General features: G+C 69.0%; 17 protein-coding genes and 1 pseudogene. 11 read left to right on the top strand and 7 right to left on the bottom strand.

The features are described from left to right. The 10 genes and pseudogenes from JF781_RS25220 to JF781_RS25175 all read left to right on the top strand — a co-directional run. Positions 1-112: pseudogene (locus tag JF781_RS25220) on the top strand (type VII secretion protein EsxI); the annotation flags it as partial. 225 nt (positions 113-337) lie between these two features. Next, positions 338-1,111, top strand: coding sequence for a response regulator transcription factor (locus tag JF781_RS25215; RefSeq protein ID WP_151834937.1), 774 nt, complete (start codon positions 338-340; stop codon positions 1,109-1,111). After that, positions 1,108-2,643 (top strand): cell wall metabolism sensor histidine kinase WalK, encoded by a 1,536-nt coding sequence (locus JF781_RS25210; protein ID WP_225329600.1) that lies wholly within the window; start codon positions 1,108-1,110, stop codon positions 2,641-2,643. Before JF781_RS25215 ends, JF781_RS25210 begins: the two co-directional genes overlap by 4 nt. 165 nt (positions 2,644-2,808) lie before the next feature. Continuing rightward, positions 2,809-2,892, top strand: coding sequence for a potassium ABC transporter ATPase (locus JF781_RS25205; RefSeq protein ID WP_225329621.1), 84 nt, complete (start codon positions 2,809-2,811; stop codon positions 2,890-2,892). Continuing rightward, positions 2,889-2,978 (top strand): potassium-transporting ATPase subunit F, encoded by a 90-nt coding sequence (locus tag JF781_RS25200; RefSeq protein WP_083018684.1) that lies wholly within the window; start codon positions 2,889-2,891, stop codon positions 2,976-2,978. The genes JF781_RS25205 and JF781_RS25200 overlap by 4 nt, the downstream gene beginning before the upstream one ends. Beyond that, a complete protein-coding gene (gene kdpA / locus JF781_RS25195) occupies positions 2,979-4,649 on the top strand; it encodes a potassium-transporting ATPase subunit KdpA (RefSeq protein WP_225329599.1) in 1,671 nt (556 codons plus the stop codon). It begins immediately after the preceding gene. After that, positions 4,649-6,799 (top strand): potassium-transporting ATPase subunit KdpB, encoded by a 2,151-nt coding sequence (gene kdpB / locus JF781_RS25190; protein WP_225329598.1) that lies wholly within the window; start codon positions 4,649-4,651, stop codon positions 6,797-6,799. Before kdpA ends, kdpB begins: the two co-directional genes overlap by 1 nt. Before the next feature lies 1 nt (position 6,800). Continuing rightward, on the top strand, positions 6,801-7,718 hold the full coding sequence (locus tag JF781_RS25185; RefSeq protein WP_225329597.1) for a potassium-transporting ATPase subunit C: 918 nt from the start codon (positions 6,801-6,803) through the stop codon (positions 7,716-7,718). Between the two features lie 11 nt (positions 7,719-7,729). Next, positions 7,730-10,294, top strand: coding sequence for a sensor histidine kinase KdpD (locus JF781_RS25180; RefSeq protein WP_225329596.1), 2,565 nt, complete (start codon positions 7,730-7,732; stop codon positions 10,292-10,294). After that, positions 10,291-10,971, top strand: a complete 681-nt coding sequence (locus JF781_RS25175) for a response regulator (protein WP_225329595.1) — start codon at positions 10,291-10,293, stop codon at positions 10,969-10,971. The genes JF781_RS25180 and JF781_RS25175 overlap by 4 nt, the downstream gene beginning before the upstream one ends. An 18-nt stretch (positions 10,972-10,989) precedes the next feature. Here the strand turns inward: JF781_RS25175 and JF781_RS25170 are convergent, their stop codons facing one another. From JF781_RS25170 to mfd, 7 genes are all read right to left on the bottom strand, one after another. Then, positions 10,990-11,940: a Ppx/GppA phosphatase family protein gene (locus JF781_RS25170; protein ID WP_225329594.1), complete on the bottom strand. Its 951-nt coding sequence runs from the start codon at positions 11,938-11,940 to the stop codon at positions 10,990-10,992. Beyond that, positions 11,934-12,422, bottom strand: a complete 489-nt coding sequence (locus JF781_RS25165) for a DUF501 domain-containing protein (RefSeq protein WP_151834807.1) — start codon at positions 12,420-12,422, stop codon at positions 11,934-11,936. The genes JF781_RS25170 and JF781_RS25165 overlap by 7 nt, the downstream gene beginning before the upstream one ends. Continuing rightward, on the bottom strand, positions 12,415-13,104 hold the full coding sequence (locus tag JF781_RS25160; protein WP_151834806.1) for a septum formation initiator family protein: 690 nt from the start codon (positions 13,102-13,104) through the stop codon (positions 12,415-12,417). The genes JF781_RS25165 and JF781_RS25160 overlap by 8 nt, the downstream gene beginning before the upstream one ends. Before the next feature lies 1 nt (position 13,105). Beyond that, the gene (gene eno / locus JF781_RS25155; protein WP_151834805.1) at positions 13,106-14,398 is read right to left on the bottom strand and encodes a phosphopyruvate hydratase; all 1,293 of its coding nucleotides are present in this window, start codon (positions 14,396-14,398) and stop codon (positions 13,106-13,108) included. 45 nt (positions 14,399-14,443) lie between these two features. After that, positions 14,444-15,172, bottom strand: coding sequence for a lytic murein transglycosylase (locus JF781_RS25150; protein ID WP_225329620.1), 729 nt, complete (start codon positions 15,170-15,172; stop codon positions 14,444-14,446). A 309-nt stretch (positions 15,173-15,481) separates the two neighbouring features. Beyond that, positions 15,482-16,474 carry a nucleoside triphosphate pyrophosphohydrolase gene (locus tag JF781_RS25145; RefSeq protein WP_225329593.1) on the bottom strand — a complete coding sequence of 331 codons (993 nt, stop codon included), beginning with the start codon at positions 16,472-16,474 and terminating at the stop codon, positions 15,482-15,484. Further along, on the bottom strand, positions 16,471-20,118 hold the full coding sequence (mfd, locus tag JF781_RS25140; RefSeq protein WP_225329592.1) for a transcription-repair coupling factor: 3,648 nt from the start codon (positions 20,116-20,118) through the stop codon (positions 16,471-16,473). Before mfd ends, JF781_RS25145 begins: the two co-directional genes overlap by 4 nt. Positions 20,119-20,292: 174 nt before the next feature. Between mfd and lysA the strand changes: the two genes are divergently transcribed. Next, on the top strand, positions 20,293-21,633 hold the full coding sequence (lysA, locus tag JF781_RS25135) for a diaminopimelate decarboxylase (protein WP_225329591.1): 1,341 nt from the start codon (positions 20,293-20,295) through the stop codon (positions 21,631-21,633). Positions 21,634-21,702 lie beyond the last annotated feature (69 nt).

The following is a 21,702-nucleotide window of genomic DNA, read 5'->3' as shown; positions in this document are numbered from 1 at the left end:
CCGCAACTTCCAGGTGATCTACGAGCAGGCCAACTCCCACGGACAGAAGGTTCAGTCTGCGGGCAGCAACATGGCCAGCACCGACAGCGCCGTCGGGTCCAGCTGGGCCTGACGCCTCGACCCCGGACGGGGCCGCGCACCGACCGGTGCGCGGCCCCGTTTGCGTCTGACGCTAAATCGATGAAACCCGCTGGGGCGCAGCCATTTTGGAATGCCCAGGCCTGTAATGGCTCAATGCACAGCATCTTTCGACAGTGCGCCAGCTCACACGCCTACATTTGAGAATTCTATGAACTCCGTGACAATCCGGTGTGTGGCCGGTCAGAATTGGAAGAACATGACCGCAACGGCCGGATACTCGGGCTCGCAGCGCCCCCGCCAAGCCATCCTGGGGCAGCTGCCGCGGATCAACCGTGCCGACGGCTCACCCATCAGGGTTTTGCTGGTCGACGACGAGCCGGCCTTGACCAATCTGGTGAGGATGGCCCTGCACTACGAGGGCTGGGTGGTCGACATCGCCCACAACGGGCGCGAGGCCATGGCGAAGTTCGAGAGGGTCAGCCCCGACGTGCTCGTCCTCGACATCATGCTTCCCGACGTGGACGGCCTGCGGATCCTCGAACGGGTGCGCCAATCCGACGTCTACACCCCGACGCTGTTCCTGACCGCGCGTGACTCGGTCATGGACCGGGTGACCGGCCTGACCGCGGGTGCCGACGACTACATGACCAAACCGTTCAGCCTGGAGGAATTGGTCGCCCGGCTGCGCGGGTTGCTCCGCCGCTCCGGCCCGCCACCCACGCCGACCGCCGAAACCCTCGTCGTCGGCGACCTGCGGGTCGACACCGCCAGCCGGGAAGTCACCCGCGGTGACACCCCCGTGTCGCTTTCCTCCACCGAGTTCGAGTTGCTGCGCTTCCTCATGCGCAACCCGCGGCGCGCGCTGAGCCGCAGCGAGATCCTGGACCGGGTCTGGAACTACGACTTCGCCGGGCGCACCAGCATCGTGGATCTCTACATCTCGTACCTGAGGAAAAAGATCGACTCCGGTCGCGAGCCGATGATTCATACGGTCCGCGGCGTGGGGTACATGCTGCGCCCGGCGGAATGACCCAGGACAAGGCCGCGGCATCCGGGATCTTTCCCCGGTGGTTTCCCTCGTCGCTGCGCCGCCAGCTGCTGTTGGGCGTGCTGGCCGTGGTCAGCGTGGTGCTGGTGACCGTCGGCATCGTGTCCGTGCTCAGTCTGCGCGGCTACGTCAACGCCATGAGCGACGCCGACATCGCCGAGTCGCTCGACGCGTTCAGCCACCAGTACACGAAATACCGCAACGGCGAACACACTTCGACGCGTCCGGGCACTCCGCCGATCGGACAGGCGATGCTGGAATTCACCGGACAAACGCCGGGAAACCTCATCGCCGTGCTGCGCAACGGCGTGGTGATCGGGTCGGCGGTGTTCTCCGAAGGAGAACCGAAACCCGCGCCCGCCGACGTCATCCGCGCGCTGGAAGGGCAGTCGTGGTCCGGAGGGCCGCCACGGACCGAAATGCTGGGCAGCCTGGGGTCTTACCGCCTCGACAGCACGGTGGACGGCTCCGACGTGCTCGTGGTCGGGATGTCGCAGAACCTCGCCGACCGGATCATCGCCCGCAAACAGATCACCACCATCGCGCTGATCGCGGGGGCCTTGGCGCTTACCGCAGCGCTCACCGGATGGGTCGTCGGGTATACGCTTCGTCCGCTGCGCCGGCTCGGCGCGATCGCGGCCGACGTCGCCGCGATGCCGCTCGCCGATGACGAGCACCGGATCAGCCTCCGGGTCCAGCCGCAGGACACCGACCCGCAGAACGAGGTCGGCATCGTCGGCCGCACGCTGAACCGCTTGCTGGACAACGTGGACGGCGCGCTGGCGCATCGGGCCGAATCCGACCTGCGGATGCGGCAATTCATCAGTGACGCCAGCCACGAACTGCGCACGCCCCTGGCGGCGATTCAGGGCTACGCCGAACTCACCCGCCAGGACAGTTCGGAGCTGCCGCCGACCACCGAATACGCGCTGGCCCGCATCGAATCCGAGGCCCGGCGGATGGCGTTGCTCGTCGATGAGTTGCTGCTGCTTTCGCGTTTGGGTGAAGGGCAGGATCTGCAGTCCGAGGACGTCGACCTGGCCGCGGTGGCCAACAACGCGGTGAACGACGCGACCGTGGCTGCGCTGACCCACCACTGGGTCAAAGACCTGCCCGACCAGCCGGTCTGGGTGCGAGGCGACCACGCCCGGCTGCATCAGCTGGTCAGCAACCTGCTCGGCAACGCCCGCGTGCACACGCCGCCCGGGGTGACGGTGACGACCGGAATCACCTGCTACCGTGACGGTCCCGAGCCGCCGTTCGTGGAATTGACCGTCACCGACGACGGGCCGGGCATCGACGAAGAGCTGCTGCCCAGGCTGTTCGAGCGGTTCGTCCGGGCGGACAAGTCGAGATCCGACGGTTCGGGTCACGGGCTGGGCCTGCCGATCGTCAGTTCGATCGTCAAGGCCCATCATGGTTCGGTCACCGTCGAATCCACGGAGGACGAGACGGTCTTCCGGGTACGGCTCCCCCTGATCGACGGTCCGCCACGGGGCGTTAAGAAACCGTAAAGGTGCACGGTAGCCCCGTTAGGAAACCGTCAACCACGCTCGTTACCCGAACGCCGCCCGGTTAATTTCAGGCTGACTTCATCCGAGACTGTCGCTCGATGGCGCTGCGGCTGACTCGGCGAGGTCCCTTGCGTATGCGCGTGATTGGTGCGGAACGGAGACGAGATGGGCGTGGCGGTATACGTCGGGCTGACCGTGGCGGTGTTCGCCGCGCTCGGCGTGGCTCAGAAGCTGGTCGAACGGCTATGAACTACCAAAACACCGTCGGCTTGGTGCTTTCCGTCCTCATCGCGCTCTATCTCGGGGGCGCCCTGCTGTTCCCGGAGAGGTTCTGAGTGAGCACGACGACGGCCGGGATCATCTTCCTCGTTGTTCTCGTCGCGGCGGTGGCGGTTGCCCACGTGCCCTTCGGGGACTACATGTTTCGCGTGTATGCCTCGGAGAAGGATTCGTCCGCCGAGCGAATGATCTATCGACTGATCGGCGTCGATGCCCGCGCGGAACAGACGTGGGGCTCCTACGCCCGAAGCGTGCTGGCGTTCTCGTCGATCAGCATCCTGGTCCTGTTCGCGTTCCAGCTCGTCCAGGGCAAATTGCCGCTGCACCTGCATGATCCGGCCACACAGCTGACGCCCTCGCTGGCGTGGAACACCGCGGTCAGCTTTGTCACGAACACCAATTGGCAGGCCTACTCCGGCGAGTCGACACAGGGCCATCTCGTGCAGATGGCCGGCCTGGCGGTGCAGAACTTCGTGTCCGCCGCCGTCGGGATGGCGGTGGCCGTCGCGCTGGTGCGCGGGTTCGCCCGCACCCGCACCGGCGAGCTGGGCAACTTCTGGGTCGACCTGGTGCGCGGGACGCTGCGCATCCTGTTACCCGTCGCCGTCGTCAGCGCGATCCTGCTGATCGCCGGTGGGGCGATCCAGAACTTCCACCTGCACGACCAGGTGGTCACCACCGTCAGCGGCCCCCGGCAGACCATCACCGGCGGGCCGGTGGCCAGCCAGGAGGTCATCAAAGAACTCGGCACCAACGGCGGCGGCTTCTACAACGCGAATTCCGCGCACCCGTTCGAGAATCCGACTGGCTGGACCAACTGGCTGGAGATCTTCCTCATCCTGGTGATCGGGTTCTCGCTGCCGCGCACGTTCGGGCGCATGGTGGGTAACACCAAGCAGGGCTACGCGATTGCGGCCGTGATGGCGACGCTGTACACGATCAGCACCACCTTCATGCTGTGGTTCCAGACGCAGCACCGCGGCACGGTGCCGACGGCGACAGGCGCTGCGATGGAGGGGGTCGAGCAGCGCTTCGGCGTCACCGACTCGGGGGTGTTCGCCGCCGCCACGACGCTCACCTCCACCGGCGCCGTCGACTCCGCCCACGACTCGCTGACCAGCCTCGGCGGCATGATCACGATGTTCAACATGCAGCTGGGTGAGGTCGCGCCCGGCGGCACCGGCTCCGGCCTGTACGGCATTCTCGTTCTGGCGGTGATCACCGTGTTCGTCGCGGGGCTGATGGTCGGGCGCACCCCGGAGTACCTCGGCAAGAAGATCAACCCACGCGAAATCAAGCTCGCCGCAAGCTATTTCCTGGTCACTCCCTTGATCGTGCTGACCGGCACCGCGATCGCGATGGCGCTGCCCGGCGAACGCGCCGGCATGCTCAACGGCGGACCGCACGGACTCTCGGAAATCCTCTACGCGTTCACCTCGGCGGCCAACAACAACGGGTCGGCCTTCGCCGGGCTCAGCGCCAACACCGACTGGTACAACACGGCTCTCGGCCTGGCCATGGCGCTCGGCCGGTTCCTGCCCATCGTGCTCGTGCTGGCACTGGCCGGATCGCTGGCGCGGCAAGGCAGCACACCGGCCTCGGCGGGCACCCTGCCCACCCACCGGCCGCAGTTCGTGGGCATGGTCGCCGGCGTCACGTTGATCGTCGTTGCCCTCACGTTCTTGCCCATGCTCGCGCTCGGGCCCCTCGCCGAAGGAATCCACTGATGACCGCGACCGCGATCCAGCCGACCGAGCAGACGCATCCGGCGGCGTCCAGCGGCAGAAAACGGGTGCAGGGCGGCCTGCTCGACCCGAAGATGCTATGGCGCTCCACGCCGGACGCGCTGCGAAAACTCAACCCGCGCAGCCTATGCCGCAACCCGGTGATGTTCATCGTCGAAATCGGCGCCGCCTGGAGCACCGTCCTGGCGATCGCCGCGCCGAGCTGGTTCGCCTGGCTGTCCGTGATCTGGTTGTGGTTGACCGTGCTGTTCGCCAATCTCGCCGAAGCGGTCGCCGAGGGCCGGGGCAAGGCCCAGGCCGAAACGCTGCGCCGGGCCAAAACGCACACCGTGGCCCGGCGACTCAAGGACTGGGTACCGGGGGCCGCCGCGGTCGAGGAAGCGGTCGCCGCAGCCCAACTGCAACGGGGCGACGTCGTGGTGGTCGAGGCGGGCCAGGTGATCCCCGGTGACGGTGATGTGGTGGAAGGCATTGCCTCAGTGGACGAATCGGCCATCACGGGCGAGTCGGCGCCGGTGATCCGCGAGTCCGGCGGCGACCGATCGGCGGTCACCGGCGGCACCACCGTGCTGAGCGACCGGATCGTCGTCAAGATCACCCAGAAACCCGGTGAGAGCTTCATCGACCGCATGATCGCGCTCGTCGAGGGCGCCAACCGGCAGAAAACCCCGAACGAGATCGCGCTGAATATCCTGCTCGCCGCCTTGACGATCATCTTCGTCTTCGCCGTGGCGACCTTGCAGCCGTTGGCGATCTACGCCAAGGCGAACAATCCCGGCGTCCCGAATACGCAGGCGCTGGATGCAAGCGGCGTCACCGGCATCGTGATGGTGTCGTTGTTGGTGTGCCTGATCCCGACCACCATCGGCGCGCTGCTGTCGGCCATCGGCATCGCCGGCATGGACCGGCTGGTGCAGCGCAACGTGCTCGCCATGTCCGGGCGGGCGGTGGAAGCCGCCGGTGACGTCAACACCCTGCTGCTGGACAAGACGGGCACCATCACGCTGGGCAACCGGCAGGCCGCCGCCTTCATCCCCTTCGACGGCGTCTCCGCCGAACAGTTGGCCGACGCCGCGCAATTGTCCAGCCTCGCCGACGAAACACCCGAGGGCCGTTCGGTTGTCGTGTTCGCCAAGCAGCACTTCGGCCTGCGTGCCCGCACACCGGGCGAGCTGTCGCAGGCGAGCTGGGTGGCCTTCTCGGCCACCACGCGGATGTCGGGCGTCGACCTCGATGGGCACCTGCTGCGCAAGGGGGCGGCGAACTCGGTCGCGGAATGGGTACGCGGCCAAGGAGGCAACGTCCCCGCGCAGCTCGGCGAGATCGTCGACGGCGTCTCCGCCGGCGGCGGCACTCCCCTGGTCGTCGGGGAAAGCGCCGAGGGGCAAGCGAGAGTGCTCGGTGTCATCCACCTCAAGGACGTCGTCAAGCAGGGCATGCGGGACCGTTTCGACGAGATGCGGCGGATGGGCATCCGGACGGTGATGATCACCGGCGATAACCCGTTGACCGCCAAGTCGATTGCCGACGAGGCGGGGGTCGACGACTTCCTGGCCGAGGCCACGCCGGAGGACAAGCTCGCGTTGATCAAGCGTGAGCAGGCGGGCGGCAAACTGGTCGCGATGACCGGCGACGGCACCAACGACGCGCCGGCGTTGGCGCAAGCCGACGTGGGGGTGGCGATGAACACCGGCACGTCGGCGGCCAAAGAGGCCGGCAACATGGTCGATCTCGACTCCGATCCCACCAAGCTCATCGAGATCGTGGAGATCGGCAAGCAACTGCTGATCACCCGCGGCGCGCTGACGACCTTTTCGATCGCCAACGACATCGCGAAGTACTTCGCGATCATCCCGGCGATGTTCGTCGCGCTGTTCCCCGGTCTGGATCTGCTCAACATCATGCGGCTGCACAGCCCGCAGTCGGCGATCCTGTCCGCGGTCATCTTCAACGCGATCATCATCGTGTTGCTGATCCCGCTATCGCTGCGCGGCGTGCGGTATACACCGAGCAGCGCGTCAAAACTGTTGAGCCGCAACCTGTATGTCTACGGTCTTGGCGGCATCGTCGCCCCCTTCGCCGGAATCAAGGCGATCGACCTGATCGTCCAATTCATCCCAGGGATGTCCTGATATGACGAATTTCCTCCGCCTGCATTGGGCGGCGTTGCGTGCGCTGCTGGTGCTGACCGCGATCACCGGTCTGGCCTATCCCCTCTTCGTCTGGGCGGTCGCGCAGCTGCCGGGATTGCGGGAGCACGCCGAGGGCTCGATTCTCACCGCGGACGGTAAGCCGGTGGGCAGCAGGCTGATCGGCCAGCCGTTCACCGACAAGGACGGCAACCCGCTGCCGCAGTATTTCCAGAGCCGGCCCTCGGCGGCCGGCGCCGGCTACGACCCGACCTCGTCGGGCGGCAGCAACCTCGGGCCGGAAAGCATCGTCGACACGCCCGCCGACCCGGCGCAACTGGCGGCGGGCAAGTCCGCGGCGGACGCCGGCTTCAAGCCGAGCCTGCTGACGACGGTGTGTTCGCGCAGCGCCGCCGTCGGCGCATTGGAGGGTGTCGATGGGTCGCGGCCGTTCTGCACGGGCCGCGGGGTGGGTGCGGTGTTGTCGGTGATCGGCCCGCGTGACGCGCGCGGAAACGTCATCCACCCGACTCGGGTGGTCAGCGTCAACGAGCCGTGCGGATCGACACCGGCGCCGTTCCTCAGCCTCTACCAGGGTGTGCGGGTCGAATGCGCCCGGTACGGCGACGACTACTCGATCGGACAGACCGTGCCCGTCCGCGGGGCCGCGCCCGCCTCCCCGGCCGTGCCGCCCGACGCGGTCACCGCCGGCGGCAGCGGCCTCGACCCGAACATCTCGCCGGCCTACGCCGACATCCAGGTGGCGCGCGTCGCCAACGCCCGCCGTGCCAGCCCGGATCAGATCCGTGCGGTGGTGGCGCAGAACCGCAGCGGCCGCGCGCTGGGGTTCTTCGGTGAACCGTGCGTCAACGTGCTGCAACTCAACCTGCAACTCGACCACCGGTATCCGGTCACTAGTTAGTCCCAAGGGGGATGATGGTTGACGTGACTGACGTCAACCTCCGCGGCCGCCACCCCAGGCGGGGGGAGCTACGCATCTACCTCGGTGCCGCTCCGGGCGTGGGTAAGACGTATTCGATGCTGGGTGAGGCGCATCGGCGGCTGGAGCGGGGTACCGATCTGGTGGCGGGCGTGGTGGAAACCCACGGGCGTGCGAAAACCGCTGAGCTGCTTGAGGGCATCGAGATCATTCCGCCGCGCTATGTCGAATACCGTGGCGGGCGCTTCCCCGAGCTCGACGTGCCGGCCGTGCTGGCGCGCCGCCCGCAGGTCGTCCTCGTCGACGAACTCGCGCATACCAACGCGCCGGGGAGCAAAAACCCCAAGCGCTGGCAGGATGTCGAGGAATTGCTCGACGCCGGAATCACCGTGATCTCCACGGTCAACGTGCAGCACCTGGAAAGCCTCAACGACGTCGTCGCCCAGATCACCGGTATCGAGCAGAAAGAGACCGTCCCGGACCTGATCGTGCGGCAGGCCGCGCAGGTCGAACTCATCGACATCACGCCGGAGGCGTTGCGGCGCAGGTTGTCTCATGGCAACGTCTACGCGCCCGATCGCATCGATGCGGCGCTGTCCAACTACTTCCGCCGCGGAAATCTCACCGCGCTAAGGGAACTGGCGCTGCTGTGGCTCGCCGACCAGGTCGATATGGCGCTGGCCAACTACCGGGCTGAGAACAAGATCACCGACACGTGGGAAGCCCGCGAGCGGGTCGTCGTGGCGGTCACCGGTGGACCCGAATCCGAGACCTTGGTGCGACGGGCGTCCCGGATCGCGTCGAAGTCCACCGCCGAGCTCATGGTGGTCCACGTCGTCCGCGGCGACGGCCTGGCCGGCCTGTCGGAGTCGCGGATGGCCAAGATCCGGGAACTGGCGACCAGCCTGGACGCTTCGCTGCACACCGTGGTCGGCGACGAGGTGCCCACGGCCCTACTCGAGTTCGCCCGCGAGATGAACGCCACGCAGCTGGTGATCGGCACCTCGCGCCGCTCCCGCTGGGCGCGCCTGTTCGAGGAGGGCATCGGCCCGAGGATCGTCGAGCTGTCCGGGAAGATCGACGTGCACCTGGTCACGCACGAGGAGGCCAAGCGCGGGTTTCGCACGGCCTCGCTCGCCCCGCGCGAGCGGCGCGTGACGTCGTGGCTGGCGGCGCTCATCGTGCCGTCGATCATCTGCGCGATCACCGTCACGACGCTGGACCCGTACCTGGACACCGGCGGCGAGAGCGCGTTGTTCTTCGTGGGGGTGCTGCTGGTCGGATTGCTCGGAGGTGTTGCGCCCGCGGCACTTTCGGCGATGCTGTCCGGACTGCTGCTGAACTATTTCCTGATCGCCCCGCGGCACAGCTTCACCATCGCCGAACCCAACAGCGCCGTCACCGAATTGGTGCTGCTGCTGATCGCGGTCGCGGTCGCGGTGCTGGTCGATTTCGCGGCCAAGCGCACGCGGGAAGCCCGCCGCGCGTCGCAGGAGGCCGAGCTGCTGACCCTGTTCGCGGGTTCGGTGCTGCGCGGTGCCGACCTCGAAACGCTGCTCGAACGGGTGCGAGAGACCTACGCCCAGCGCGCGGTCAGCATGTTGCGCGAGCCCGGCGCCGGGGACACCACGAGCGACGTCGTCGCCTGCGTGGGCAGGGATCCTTGTGTCACCGTCGATTCCGCGGACACCGCGATCGAGGTCGGCGACGACGAATTCTGGATGCTGCTGGCGGGCCGCAAGCTCTCGGCGCGGGACCGGCGCGTGCTCAGCGCGGTGGCCAGGCAGGCCGCGGGTTTGGTCAGGCAGCGCGAGCTGGCCGAGGAGGCCAGCCGGACCGAGGCGGTCGTGCGGGCCGACGAACTGCGGCGCTCCCTGCTGTCGGCGGTCAGCCATGACCTGCGCACGCCGCTGGCGGCGGCCAAGGTCGCCGTGTCCAGCCTGCGCGCCGAGGACGTCGCCTTCTCCGCCGCCGACACCGCGGAGTTGTTGGCGACCATCGAGGAGTCCATCGACCAACTCACCGCGCTGGTCGGCAACCTGCTCGATTCCTCACGGCTGGCCGCCGGGGCGATCCACCCGGAACTGAGCCGGGTGTACCTGGAGGAAACCGTGCAACGCGCGCTGGTCAGCATCGGCAAGGGCGCCACCGGCTTTTTCCGGTCCGCCATCGACCGGGTCAAGGTGGATGTGGGCGACGCCGTGGTGATGGCCGACGCCGGGCTGCTGGAGCGGGTGCTGGCCAACCTGATCGATAACGCGCTGCGGTATGCGCCCAACTGCCTGGTCCGGGTCAACGCCGGGCAGGTGGGCGATCGGGTGCTGATCAACGTCATCGACGAGGGTCCCGGAATACCGCACGGTGCCGAGGAACAGATCTTCGAAGCGTTTCAGCGGCTCGGCGATCACGACAACACCACCGGCGTCGGGCTGGGGATGTCGGTGGCGCGGGGCTTCGTCGAAGCGATGGGCGGGAGCATAACGGCCACCGACACCCCAGGAGGCGGACTGACCGTGATCGTGGAAATGGCTGCGCCGCTGGCTATGGATGCCACATGACGCGCGTGTTGGTGATCGACGACGAGCCGCAGATCCTGCGGGCGCTGCGCATCAACCTGTCCGTGCGGGGCTATGAGGTGGTCACCGCGTCGAGCGGCACGGGCGCGCTGCGCGCCGCCGCCGAGCACAAGCCCGACGTGGTGATCCTCGACCTCGGCCTGCCCGACATCTCCGGCATCGACGTGCTGGCCGGTCTGCGCGGATGGCTCACCGCGCCGGTGATCGTGCTGTCCGCGCGCACCGACTCGTCGGACAAAGTCGAGGCGCTGGACGCCGGCGCCGACGACTATGTCACCAAACCCTTTGGGATGGACGAGTTCCTGGCCCGGCTGCGCGCGGCGGTGCGCCGCAACACCGCGGCCTCCGAGCTCGAGCAGCCGGTGATCGAAACCGATGCGTTCACGGTCGATTTGGCCGCCAAGAAGGTCAGCAAGAACGGCGGCGAAGTCCACCTCACCCCCACCGAGTGGGGGATGCTCGAGGTCCTCGTCCGCAATCGCGGCAAGCTGGTCGGACGCGAGGAGCTGCTCAAGGAGGTGTGGGGTCCGGCGTATGCCACCGAAACCCATTACCTGCGCGTGTATCTCGCGCAGCTGCGCCGCAAGCTCGAAGACGACCCGTCGCATCCCAAACACCTGCTGACCGAGTCGGGCATGGGCTATCGATTCGAGGCGTGAGGGCCGGTGGCGGCCGAGCTACTCGGCGATCGACAGCACGATGCCGTCCAGGATGTCGTGCTCGCTCACCGTCAGCTCCTCGATGCCCGCACGGGCGCGCAGCTCGCGCGCCAACTCCTCCACCACGATCGCGCCCCCGCCGATCACGTCGGCCCGCCCCTCGTGCATCGGCGGCAGCGCCGCGCGCTCGGCGCGTGTCATCCCGATCAGCCGTTCGCATACCGCCAACAGATCCGCGCCGGCGACGTGCGAAAGATGAATGGCCGCAGAGTCATACGCCGGCAAATTGTGCGCCAGCGCGGACAGCGTGGTCATCGTTCCGGCCAGGCCGACCCAGGTCCGTGCCCCCTCCACGGGCACCACGCCCAGCGCGACCTCGAGCCGCTCGCGCACCACCTGCCGGGCGGCGGCCACCTCCGCGGGTGTCGGCGGGTCCGAATGCAGGCAACGCTCGGTCAGCCGGACACAGCCGATGTCGGCCGAGTGGCTGGCCACCACCGCCTCGCCCCCAACTACGATTTCGGTGGAGCCCCCGCCCAGGTCGACGACGACGAAAGGGCCTGCCGCGCTATCCAATTCGCCGACCGCGCCGCGGAACGACAGCTCGGCCTCTTCGGCGCCGCTGATCACCTCGGCCACCGCGCCGGGCAGCACCGCGCCCAACACGTCGGCCGTCATCGCGAAGAAGTCGTCGCGGTTGGCGACATCGCGGGCCGCCGAGGTGGCCACCATCCGCACCCGCTCGGCCCCGTGCTCTGCCAGCAGCGCGGCGTAGTCCGCCAACGCGGCCCGGGTGCGCTCTATCGCCTCCGCCGCGAACTCGCCGGTCGCGTCGACACCCTGGCCGAGCCGCACGATCCGCGTCTCCCGATGCACGTCACGCAGCCGCCCGGACCCTTCAACATCGGCGATCAACAAGCGAATCGAGTTGGTACCGCAGTCGATTCCCGCGAGCCTGCCGTTCACCATTGGCCCTCCACCAAAATGCCCGCCATCGCGGGCTCGCCGGCCAGGATCGCCAGCGCCTCGTCGCCGAACGGATTCACGCCCGGCCCCTTGGCCAGCGAATGGGCGATCAGCACGTGCAGGCACTTGACCCGGTCGGGCATCCCACCGCCGGTGAACGTGGTCCCCAACGATTCGATCGCGTCGCGCTCGGCCAGGTACGACTCGTGCGCGCGCCGGTACGCGGCCGCCAGATCCGCGTCGCGTCCCAGCCGCTCGGTCATCTCGCGCATCAATCCCGTCGTCTCGAGCCGGCTCGCGGCCGCCGTCAGCGCCGGATGCGTCAGGTAGTACAGCGTCGGAAACGGCGTGCCGTCAGGCAATTTCGGCGCGGTCTTCACCACGCCGGGTTCGCCGTTGGGGCACCGGTAGGCGATGTCGAGCACCCCGCGCGGCTCACGCCCGAGCTGGCGAGCCACCGCCTCCAGGTCGGCACGGTCAACCACCGGGACCCGTGGGATTCGGTGCGGGCGGACCCGGTTCGGCCGGCGGGGGCGGGGCTTCGGGGACCGGCGGCGGGGCCGGCGGCAGGTGCGGGGCGTCGGCGATGGTGTGCCACAGCGACGTGTACCACGGGTCGTTGTTGACCGGTTTCGCCGACGGGGATCCCGGCTGGGTGGGCTCGGCCGCCGACGGCGGCAGCTGAACCTGGAACGGGATGTCTCCGGGCTTCACGAAGCCGAGCCGCTCGCGCGCCTGCGCCGCAATGTAGGCCGGGTCACCGAGTTTGGTCTTTCGCTGCTCCAAATCCGCGATCTGACGGCGCAGCGCGGCCTCGCTGGCGGCCAGCTGATTCATCTCGGTGCGCTGCGCGAAATAGGTGCGCACGGGTCCGGCGATGGTCAGCGTCAGCACGCAGATCACCGCGGCCAGCACCGCCGCGCGCCGCGCGGTGAAACCCAGCCGTTGCTCGGAGCGCTGCTCAACCGATTCGGCGGCCTGCCGGGTGATGGGTTCGACGACATGCTCTTGCTGGGTGGAGTTGCGGCCGCCGTGATTCGCCGTGGGCGACGTCCTCGCACTTGGCTTCGACGGCGGCTTGGCCGAGCGCCGACGCCGAACCGGATCGCCGGCCTTCCCCGGGCGCGATGCCGGGGAACGCCGCTTCGGATCCGGCTTGCCGGGCAACCTATTTGGCCTCCGGCGGTGTATACCGCGGGAAGGCGAGATCGCCGGCGTAACGGGCGGCGTCGCCGAGCGCCTCCTCGATCCGCAGCAGCTGGTTGTATTTGGCGACGCGCTCGCTGCGGGCGGGCGCACCGGTCTTGATCTGCCCGCAGCCGGCGGCCACCGCCAGGTCGGCGATCGTGGTGTCCTCGGTCTCGCCGCTGCGATGGCTCATCATCGTGCGGTAGCCACTGTGGTGCGCGAGCGCGACCGCGTCCAGCGTCTCGGTCAGCGTGCCGATCTGATTCACCTTGACCAGCAACGCGTTTGCCACGCCCTTGTCGATGCCCTCTTCCAGGCGCTCGGGATTCGTGACGAAGATGTCGTCGCCGACGATCTGCACCCGATCACCGATCGCCGCGGTCAGGGTCGCCCAGCCATCCCAATCGTCTTCGGACAGTGGGTCTTCGAGGGACACCAGCGGATAAGAGCCGAGCAGCCCGGCGTAGAACTCCGCCATCTGTTCCGCGGTGCGGGTGCTGCCCTCGAATTTGTAGCCCGTCCCGTCGGTGAAGAACTCGGTGGCCGCCGCGTCGAGGGCCAGCGCTACGTCGGCGCCGAGTTTGAAACCGGCCGAGTCGATGGCCCGGCTGATCAGGTCCAGGGCCGCGGTGGTGCCCGCCACGTCGGGGGCGAAGCCGCCCTCATCGCCCAGCCCCGTGCTCAGCCCCTCCTTCTTGAGCACCGACTTCAGCGAGTGATACACCTCGGCGCCCCAGCGCAGCGCCTCGGCGAAGCTGGGCGCACCGATCGGCGCCACCATGAACTCCTGGATGTCGACGGCGGTGTCGGCGTGCGCGCCGCCGTTGAGGATGTTCATCATCGGCACCGGCAGGATGTGCGCGTTGGGCCCGCCGAGGTAGCGGAACAGCGGCAACTCGGCGGAATCGGCCGCCGCCTTGGCCACGGCCAGCGACACGCCCAGGATCGCGTTGCCGCCCAGCCTCGACTTGTCGGGCGTGCCGTCCAGATCCAGCAGCGCCTGGTCGACTAGCCGCTGATCGTCGGCGTTGAGGCCGATCACCGCCGGGCCGATCTCGTCCAGCACGGCCTGCACCGCCTTTTGCACACCCTTGCCGCCGTAACGCTCGCCGCCGTCGCGCAACTCGACGGCCTCGTGCTCGCCCGTCGACGCGCCCGACGGCACCGCCGCGCGGGCAAACGTCCCGTCGATCAGGGCAATCTCGACCTCGACTGTCGGGTTACCGCGGGAATCGAGGATCTCGCGGGCCCCGACCTGCTCGATAATCGGCACTGGGTTCTCCTTGTTCGCGTAAGCCTGGGTCAGCGATACATCCTGCTATAACGGGTGACCTTTCGCGTAAGCGGTCGCCCAATCCCGGACCGCGCGCGCGTAGACCATCGAGTTGTTGTAGGCCCGCAGCGCGGTGATCCAGCCCCGCGGTGTTGCGAGATCCTTTCCGCGCCAACACAGGTAGCCCGCGGCGGCGAGCGCGGCGTCGTCGATGTTGTCCGGGCTGACGCGGCCGTCATTGTGAGCGTCGACACCGTAGAGCCGCCACGTCTCGGGGATGAACTGCATCGGCCCCATCGCGCGCGTCACGCCGTCGCCGTCGGTGAGGTCTTCGTCGGTGTCGACGATGCGCAGCGTCCCGCCGCTGCCGTCCAGTCGGACACCGCGGATCGGGGGGCTGACGTCCCCGTTGGGGGCCAGCGTCGCACCGCGGTAAGTGCCGTGGCGGCTCTCGACCTGACCAATGCCCGCGAGCGTGGTCCAGGCGATGTGGCACTTCGGGTTCTCGACCTCGGCGACCCGGGCCGCGTACGCGTAGGCCTCGAGCGCGATCACCGGGATCTCCAACGCCGCCGACCGTTGCGCCGCCCAGTCGCGCAACTGTTCCGCGGGCCGACCGCTGGCATGCGTGTCCACCGGCGGCACCGGGTCTCCCGCCGGGGGCGGCACGCCGTCGGGAATGAACAGGCTGAGCTGCCACGTGCAGCTCGAGGCCAGAACGATCGCGGTCGCGCCGATCACGGCGGCCGCGCGCATCCAACGCCTCGGCGACACCATGCTTTCCTGAGCTCCCCTAAACTCGCCTGCACCAACTTCCGCCACACCATCGTCCCATGCGTCGGGGGACTGCTCGGTCGCGTCGGGCCCCGGCGCACCGACGTTTCGCCGGTTGCAGCTAATCATCGATTAGCTGCCGGCCGCCTTGGCTAGCGCGGTCAGACCACGGCCGACCACGGGGATTCGCAACCTCATCCGCGATATTACCGACCGGCCGAGGGCAAATCCGGCAAACATTGCCGCGATCGCTCGCGCCCATGACGGCGGGGGGTAATAATCCGCGGCGCGGCCGCTGCAAGGCGTCGCTCAGCCGTCGCCGGCCCCGCCGTCGGCCGTGACTTCCTCGGCGGCCGGGTCGGCCGCCGATTCACCCGTCGGCCAGTGCTCACGCCACTCCTGTTCGGAGACTTCACCGAGCGGGGCCACGTCGAACTCGTCGGGGACGCCGCCCCCGCGGCGCGCCGTCGCGATCGCCCGCTCCGCGCCGCGAACCGTGTCGACGAACTCCAGAACCGCTGTGCGCAGGGCGCTTTCGGCGTCCACGTCGGCCGACACGCGGATCGAGGTGATCGCGTCGGGGATCAGGTCGGCGGGCAGACCGGCTTTGTCGGCGCGCTGGATCACCTTCTGGGCGAGCGCCAATGCGGGCTGCCCCGTGTGCACGTCGTCCATCACCGACTTGCGCGGCTTTTCGGCCGCCTTGCGCTCTTCCCACTGGGCCAGCTGCTCTTCGAGCGAAATGGATTGCCCGGCAAGCACTCCCGGGACCCGGTTGCCCAGTTTCCGCATCAGGGCGGCGGCGACGTCATCGATGGTGAAGGCGGACTGCGGCGCATCCTCGGCGATGCGGGCGTGGAAGAGGACTTGCAGCAGCACGTCGCCGAGCTCATCGCGCAGTTGGTCGGCGTTGCCGCTGCCCACCGCGTCCAGCAGCTCGTAGGTCTCCTCCAACAGAAACCGGCGCAGCGAATCGTGGGTTTGCTCACTCTCCCACGGCCCGGCGGTGCGCAATTTGTCCATCATGGCGACGGCGTCGACCAGGCGTTCGCCGCGCGGCGTGTCGGGCGCGGAGATCAGCCGGGCCCCGGCCGCCAGGCGGGCGGTCACGGCCGGGTGGTCGGGGTCGGACGACAGCAGCACCGGCGCGTCCTCACCGGAGTGCACCGGCCGCGCCGCCGACAGCGACCAGGGCACCGCGACGGGCATCTCTTCGGTGTACTGCACCTCGCCGGCGAGGTGCTCGATGGCTTCGATGGGCACCAGCGACGGGCGGCGGGGGTCGAACAAGACGACGATCACCGTGGCCCCTCACTTGCCATCGCTGCAGCTGGACTCGTTATACCAATATCTGCCTGCGGTTTACCCTGCAGAGCGGTCACCAAATTCGCCACCATCTGCACCAGCTCGACATCGCGCAACCGCGGCGCGCCGACCCCGCCGTCGCGCGGGATGGGAACCTGCACCGTGGACGTCGTGGCGCGGTAGTTCGCCGCCGGATACATCCGCTTGAGCCGCACCTGGGCCGAATCCGGCAGCGTCATCGGCGAAAGCCGCACGGTGGCCGCCGACGGCGCCGACACCTCGGTGATGCCCGCGGCGCGACACAGCAGCCGCAGCCGCGCCACCGCCACCAGCCGCAGGGCCGGCTCGGGCAGCGCCCCGTAGCGGTCGACGAGTTCCTCCACGGCCGCGTCGATCTCACCGTCGGAGGCCGCGGCGGCCAGCCGGCGGTACGCCTCCAGCCGCAGCCGGTCGCTGGCGATGTAGTCCGGCGGCAGGTGCGCGTCGACCGGCAGGTCGATCCGCACGTCCTTGGGTTCCTCGGCGGTCGTGACGGTGTGGCCGTCGGCGGCCGCGCGATACGCCTCCACGGCCTCGCCCACCAAGCGGACGTACAGGTCGAAGCCGACGCCGGCGACGTGCCCGGACTGCTCGACACCCAGCACGTTGCCGGCGCCGCGGATCTCGAGGTCCTTCATCGCGACCGCCATGCCCGCGCCGAGTTCGTTGTTCTGCGCGATGGTGGTCAGCCGGTCATAGGCGGTCTCGGTGAGCGGCGCATGCGGCGGGTACAGGAAGTAGGCGTAGCCGCGCTCCCGGCTGCGGCCGACCCGGCCGCGCAGCTGGTGCAGCTGCGACAGGCCGAAGGTGTCGGCGCGCTCGACGATCAGCGTGTTGGCGTTGGAGATGTCCAGCCCGGTCTCCACGATCGTCGTGCACACCAGGATGTCGTATTCGCGGTTCCAGAACCCCTGCACCGTGCGTTCCAGCCGTTCTTCGGGCATCTGCCCGTGCGCGACGACCACTCGCGCCTCGGGCACCAGCTCCCGGATCTTCGCCGCCGTCCGGTCGATCGAGCTGACCCGGTTGTGCACGTAGAAGACCTGCCCGTCGCGTAGCAGCTCGCGCCGCAGGGCGGCCGCGACCTGCTTGTCGTCGTGCGGGCCGACGTAGGTCAGCACCGGATAGCGCTCCTCGGGCGGGGTGAGGATCGTCGACATCTCGCGGATCCCGGCCAGGCTCATCTCCAGCGTGCGCGGGATCGGGGTGGCGCTCATGGTCAGCACGTCGACGTGGGTGCGCAGCGACTTGATGTGCTCCTTGTGCTCGACGCCGAACCGCTGCTCCTCGTCGACCACGACCAGGCCGAGGTCCTTCCAGCGCACCCCGGTCTGCAACAGCCGGTGCGTGCCGATCACCACGTCCACCGATCCGTCGGCCAGGCCCTCGATCACGGCCTTGGACTCCGCGGGGTCGGTGAACCGGGACAGGCCCTTGACGGTCACCGGGAACCCGGTCATCCGGTCGGTGAAGGTCTGCAGATGCTGGTCGGCCAGCAGCGTGGTGGGCACCAGCACGGCGACCTGCTTGCCGTCCTGGACCGCCTTGAACGCCGCCCGCACCGCGATCTCGGTCTTGCCGTAGCCCACGTCGCCGCAGATCACCCGGTCCATCGGGATCGGCTTTTCCATGTCCCCTTTGACCTCGGTGATCGCGGTCAGCTGGTCGACCGTCTCGGTGTACCCGAACGCGTCTTCCATCTCGGCCTGCCAGGGCGTGTCCGGCCCGAACGCGTGCCCGGGGCTGGCCTGCCGCTTGGCGTACAGGGACACCAGCTCGCCGGCGATCTCGCGCACCGCGCGGCGGGCCTTGGTCTTGGTGTTGGTCCAGTCGCTGCCGCCCAGCTTGCTCAGCGCGGGCGCCTGCCCGCCGACGTAGCGCGACAGCTGATCCAGCGAATCCATCGGCACATACAGCTTGTCGGATCCGCCGCCCCGCTTGCTCGAGGCGTATTCGAGCACCAGGTACTCGCGCCGGGCGCCGCCGACGGTGCGCTCGACCATCTCCACGAACCGCCCGATGCCGTGCTGATCGTGCACCACCAGATCACCGGCGGTGAGCGCCAACGGGTCAACAGTGTTGCGCCGCTTGGCCGCCAGCCGCTTGCCCTCGACGGCGGCGACGCGGCTGCCGGTCAGATCGGTCTCGGTGATCACCACCAACGTGGCGCCGGGGATGATCACGCCGTCGTGCAGCGGCCCCTTGAGCACGCCGACCACCCCGAGCTTGGGCGCGGCGCCGGATTCCAGCATGCCGGCGGGGGTGTCGCATTCGGCCAGCCGTTCCACCACGCGATGCGCGGTTCCGGCGCCGGGCGCGACGACGACGGCGTGGCCGCCGGTGGTGACGTGCGCGCGCAGCATCGCGAAGATGCCGTCGATGTCGTGTTGGTGTCCGCGCGCCGAGGGCGCGGCCCGGATGTCTAGCTCGACGGCCGACTCGTCGGACAGCTGGCTCAACGTCCACCACGGATGCCCGCCCGTGGCGGCCGCGGCCCGCACCTCGTCGAGCTCGGCGAATCCCGATCCGCCGAATTGCGCGACGTCGACGGGAGCGTCGGTGCCCATGGCCGCCGCCGACCACGAGGCTTCGAGGAATTCGCTGCCGGTCTTGATCAGGTCGGCGGCCCGGGTGCGGATCTTCTCCGGGTCGCACAGCAGGATCGGGGTGCCTTGCGCCAGTTGGTCGGTCAGCAGCACATGCTCGCCGGGCCGCAGCACCGGTAGCAGGGCCTCCATGCCGTCGACCGCGATGCCGTCGGCGAGCTTGGCCAGCATGTCGGTGACGCTGCCGGTGATCGCGGGTTCGGTCGCCGGGTGCGCCGCGGACAGCTCGGCGGCCCGTCGCCGCACCCCCTCGGTGAGCAGCAGTTCGCGGCAGGGCACCGCGATCAGGGTGTCGACCTCGAGCTCCGGGATCGAACGCTGATCGGCGACGGAGAACATCCGCATCTCGCTGACCTCGTCACCCCAGAACTCGATGCGCACCGGGTGCTCGGCCGTCGGCGGGAAGACGTCGAGGATCCCGCCGCGCACGGCGAACTCGCCGCGCCGGCCCACCATGTCGACCCGGGTGTAGGCCAGCTCGACCAGCCGGGCGATGACACCCTCGAATTCGACTTCCTGGCCCACGCTCAACGTGACCGGCTCGATCAGGCCCAGCTGCGGCGTCATCGGCTGCAGCAGCGAGCGGGCCGCCGTCACCACCACCTGCAGGGGCGGACCCAGCCGCGCGTCGTCGGGGTGGGCCAGCCGGCGCAGCACCGTCAGCCGGGCGCCGACGGTGTCGACGCCGGGCGAGAGCCGCTCGTGCGGCAGCGTCTCCCAGGACGGGAAGACCGCCACGGCATCGCCGAAGACACCGCGCAGTTCAGCGGTCAAGTCGTCGGCTTCGCGCCCGGTCGCGGTGACTACCAGCAAAGGACCCAACCGCGCCAGCGCGCTGGCCACGAACAACCGTGCGCTGGCTGGACCCACCAGGCTCAATTCAGCCGGCGACGTCGCCGCGCTGTCGATCAACTGCTGGAAGGTCGGCGCGGTGAGCGCCAATTCAACGAGCCCCGCGATCGGGGTTTCTGGGCGAGCAGCCCCCGGTGCGGTCATGATGAATTCCATTCTAGGGCTGCTTGCCCGGCTCCTTCCTCCCGCCGACGCGGCGCCCGCCGTCGCCGGGCGGGGGCCGCCGGACACGGCGAACCGCGTCAATATTGCGGTCGGCGTCGTCAATGGATCGTCAAGAAAACGCCACGCGAGCGCCCGCGGGCGCACGTTGGATTCATGACATTGCTGGACATTCTGCCGTCCCTCGGCCACGCGGCTCCCCCGCGATTCGACCCCGCGATCTGGCCCCTCACCGCCCACCCCGACGAGGAGGGCAGGCTGTGCGTCGGCGGTGTGCCGCTGGCCGATATCGCCGACGAGTTCAACACCCCGGCCTACGTCATCGACGAAACCGATTTTCGGCATCGCGCCCGCCGTTACCGCCGCGTCCTGCGCGGGATCGAGGTCGTGTACGCCGGCAAGTCGCTGCTGAGCACCGCGGTGGCCCGCTGGGCCCGCGAAGAGGGCCTCGGCGTCGACGTCTGCTCGGCCGGTGAACTGGCCACGGCCCTGGCCGGCGGCGTCGACCCGGCACGCATCGTCATGCACGGCAACGCCACGTCGCCCGAGGAGCTGCGCGACGCCGTGGGCGCCGGGGTGGGGCGCATCGTGCTGGATTCCTGCATCGAAATCGCCTACCTCGCCGGGCTGGCGCGGCGGCGCCAGCCGGTGCTCATCCGGGTGACCCCCGACATCGACATCCACGGGCACCGCGCCGTCACCACCGGTGTCAGCGACCAGAAGTTCGGCTTCACCCTCGCCGGCGACCACGCCGCCGACGCGGTGAGGCGCGTGCTGGCGCACCCCATCCTCGACCTGGTCGGCCTGCACTGCCACATCGGCTCGCAGGTCAGCGATGCCGCCCTGTACGGCGAGGCGATTCGGCGGATGATCGCCGCGATGGCCGATATCCGGGCCCGGCACGGCGTCATCCTCACCGAGCTGAACATCGGTGGCGGACATGCGATCCCGTACGTCCCCGGCGATCGGGAGCTGGATCTCGACGAGCTGGCCGAGGTGATCGAGAACGCCCTCGACGAGGCCTGCGCCGCCGAGCGGTTCCCCCGCCCGCAGGTCGTGGTCGAACCGGGCCGGGCCATCAGCGGCCGCGCCGGCGTGACCCTGTATCGGGTGCGCTCGGTCAAGACGCAATTCGGTGGCCGCACCTTCGTCGCCGTCGACGGCGGCATGAGCGACAACCCGCGGGTGTCGCTGTACGGCGCGCGATACGCCGTCGCGCTGGCCAATCGGCATCCGCTGGGCCTCAAGCAGCGCGTCACCGTGGCCGGCCGGCACTGTGAATCGGGCGACGAGATCGCCCGCGACATCGAGCTGCCGGCGGACCTGCGGCCCGGCGACCTGCTGGCCGTGGCCTGCACCGGCGCCTACCACCACAGCATGGCGTCCAACTACAACATGGTCGGCCGGCCGTCACTGGTGGCCGTCAAGGATGGCCGGGCGCGCGAACTGGTTCGCCGCGAAACCGTGGCCGACCTGCTGGCCCGCGACTGCGGGTAGTGGCGATCGCGCGCCGGTCGCCGGGCTCGGCCCGGTCGCCGGGCGTAACGCCACGGCGAAAATTCTGGC

Origin of the sequence: Mycobacterium sp. WUMAC-067 (genome assembly GCF_020217485.1) — a bacterium.
Classification (GTDB): Bacteria; Actinomycetota; Actinomycetes; order Mycobacteriales; family Mycobacteriaceae; genus Mycobacterium.
This window is presented reverse-complemented; position numbering and strand designations above follow the sequence as displayed.

Excerpts from the sequence above, each read along its gene's own strand:
- JF781_RS25215 (WP_151834937.1), top strand. The coding sequence starts at position 338 with ATGACCGCAACGGCCGGATACTCGGGCTCGCAGCGCCCCCGCCAAGCC.
- JF781_RS25210 (WP_225329600.1), top strand. The coding sequence starts at position 1,108 with ATGACCCAGGACAAGGCCGCGGCATCCGGGATCTTTCCCCGGTGGTTT.
- JF781_RS25205 (WP_225329621.1), top strand. The coding sequence starts at position 2,809 with ATGGGCGTGGCGGTATACGTCGGGCTGACCGTGGCGGTGTTCGCCGCG.
- JF781_RS25200 (WP_083018684.1), top strand. The coding sequence starts at position 2,889 with ATGAACTACCAAAACACCGTCGGCTTGGTGCTTTCCGTCCTCATCGCG.
- kdpB (WP_225329598.1), top strand. The coding sequence starts at position 4,649 with ATGACCGCGACCGCGATCCAGCCGACCGAGCAGACGCATCCGGCGGCG.
- JF781_RS25185 (WP_225329597.1), top strand. The coding sequence starts at position 6,801 with ATGACGAATTTCCTCCGCCTGCATTGGGCGGCGTTGCGTGCGCTGCTG.
- JF781_RS25180 (WP_225329596.1), top strand. The coding sequence starts at position 7,730 with ATGATGGTTGACGTGACTGACGTCAACCTCCGCGGCCGCCACCCCAGG.
- JF781_RS25175 (WP_225329595.1), top strand. The coding sequence starts at position 10,291 with ATGACGCGCGTGTTGGTGATCGACGACGAGCCGCAGATCCTGCGGGCG.
- JF781_RS25170 (WP_225329594.1), bottom strand. The coding sequence starts at position 11,940 with ATGGTGAACGGCAGGCTCGCGGGAATCGACTGCGGTACCAACTCGATT.
- mfd (WP_225329592.1), bottom strand. The coding sequence starts at position 20,118 with ATGACCGCACCGGGGGCTGCTCGCCCAGAAACCCCGATCGCGGGGCTC.
- lysA (WP_225329591.1), top strand. The coding sequence starts at position 20,293 with ATGACATTGCTGGACATTCTGCCGTCCCTCGGCCACGCGGCTCCCCCG.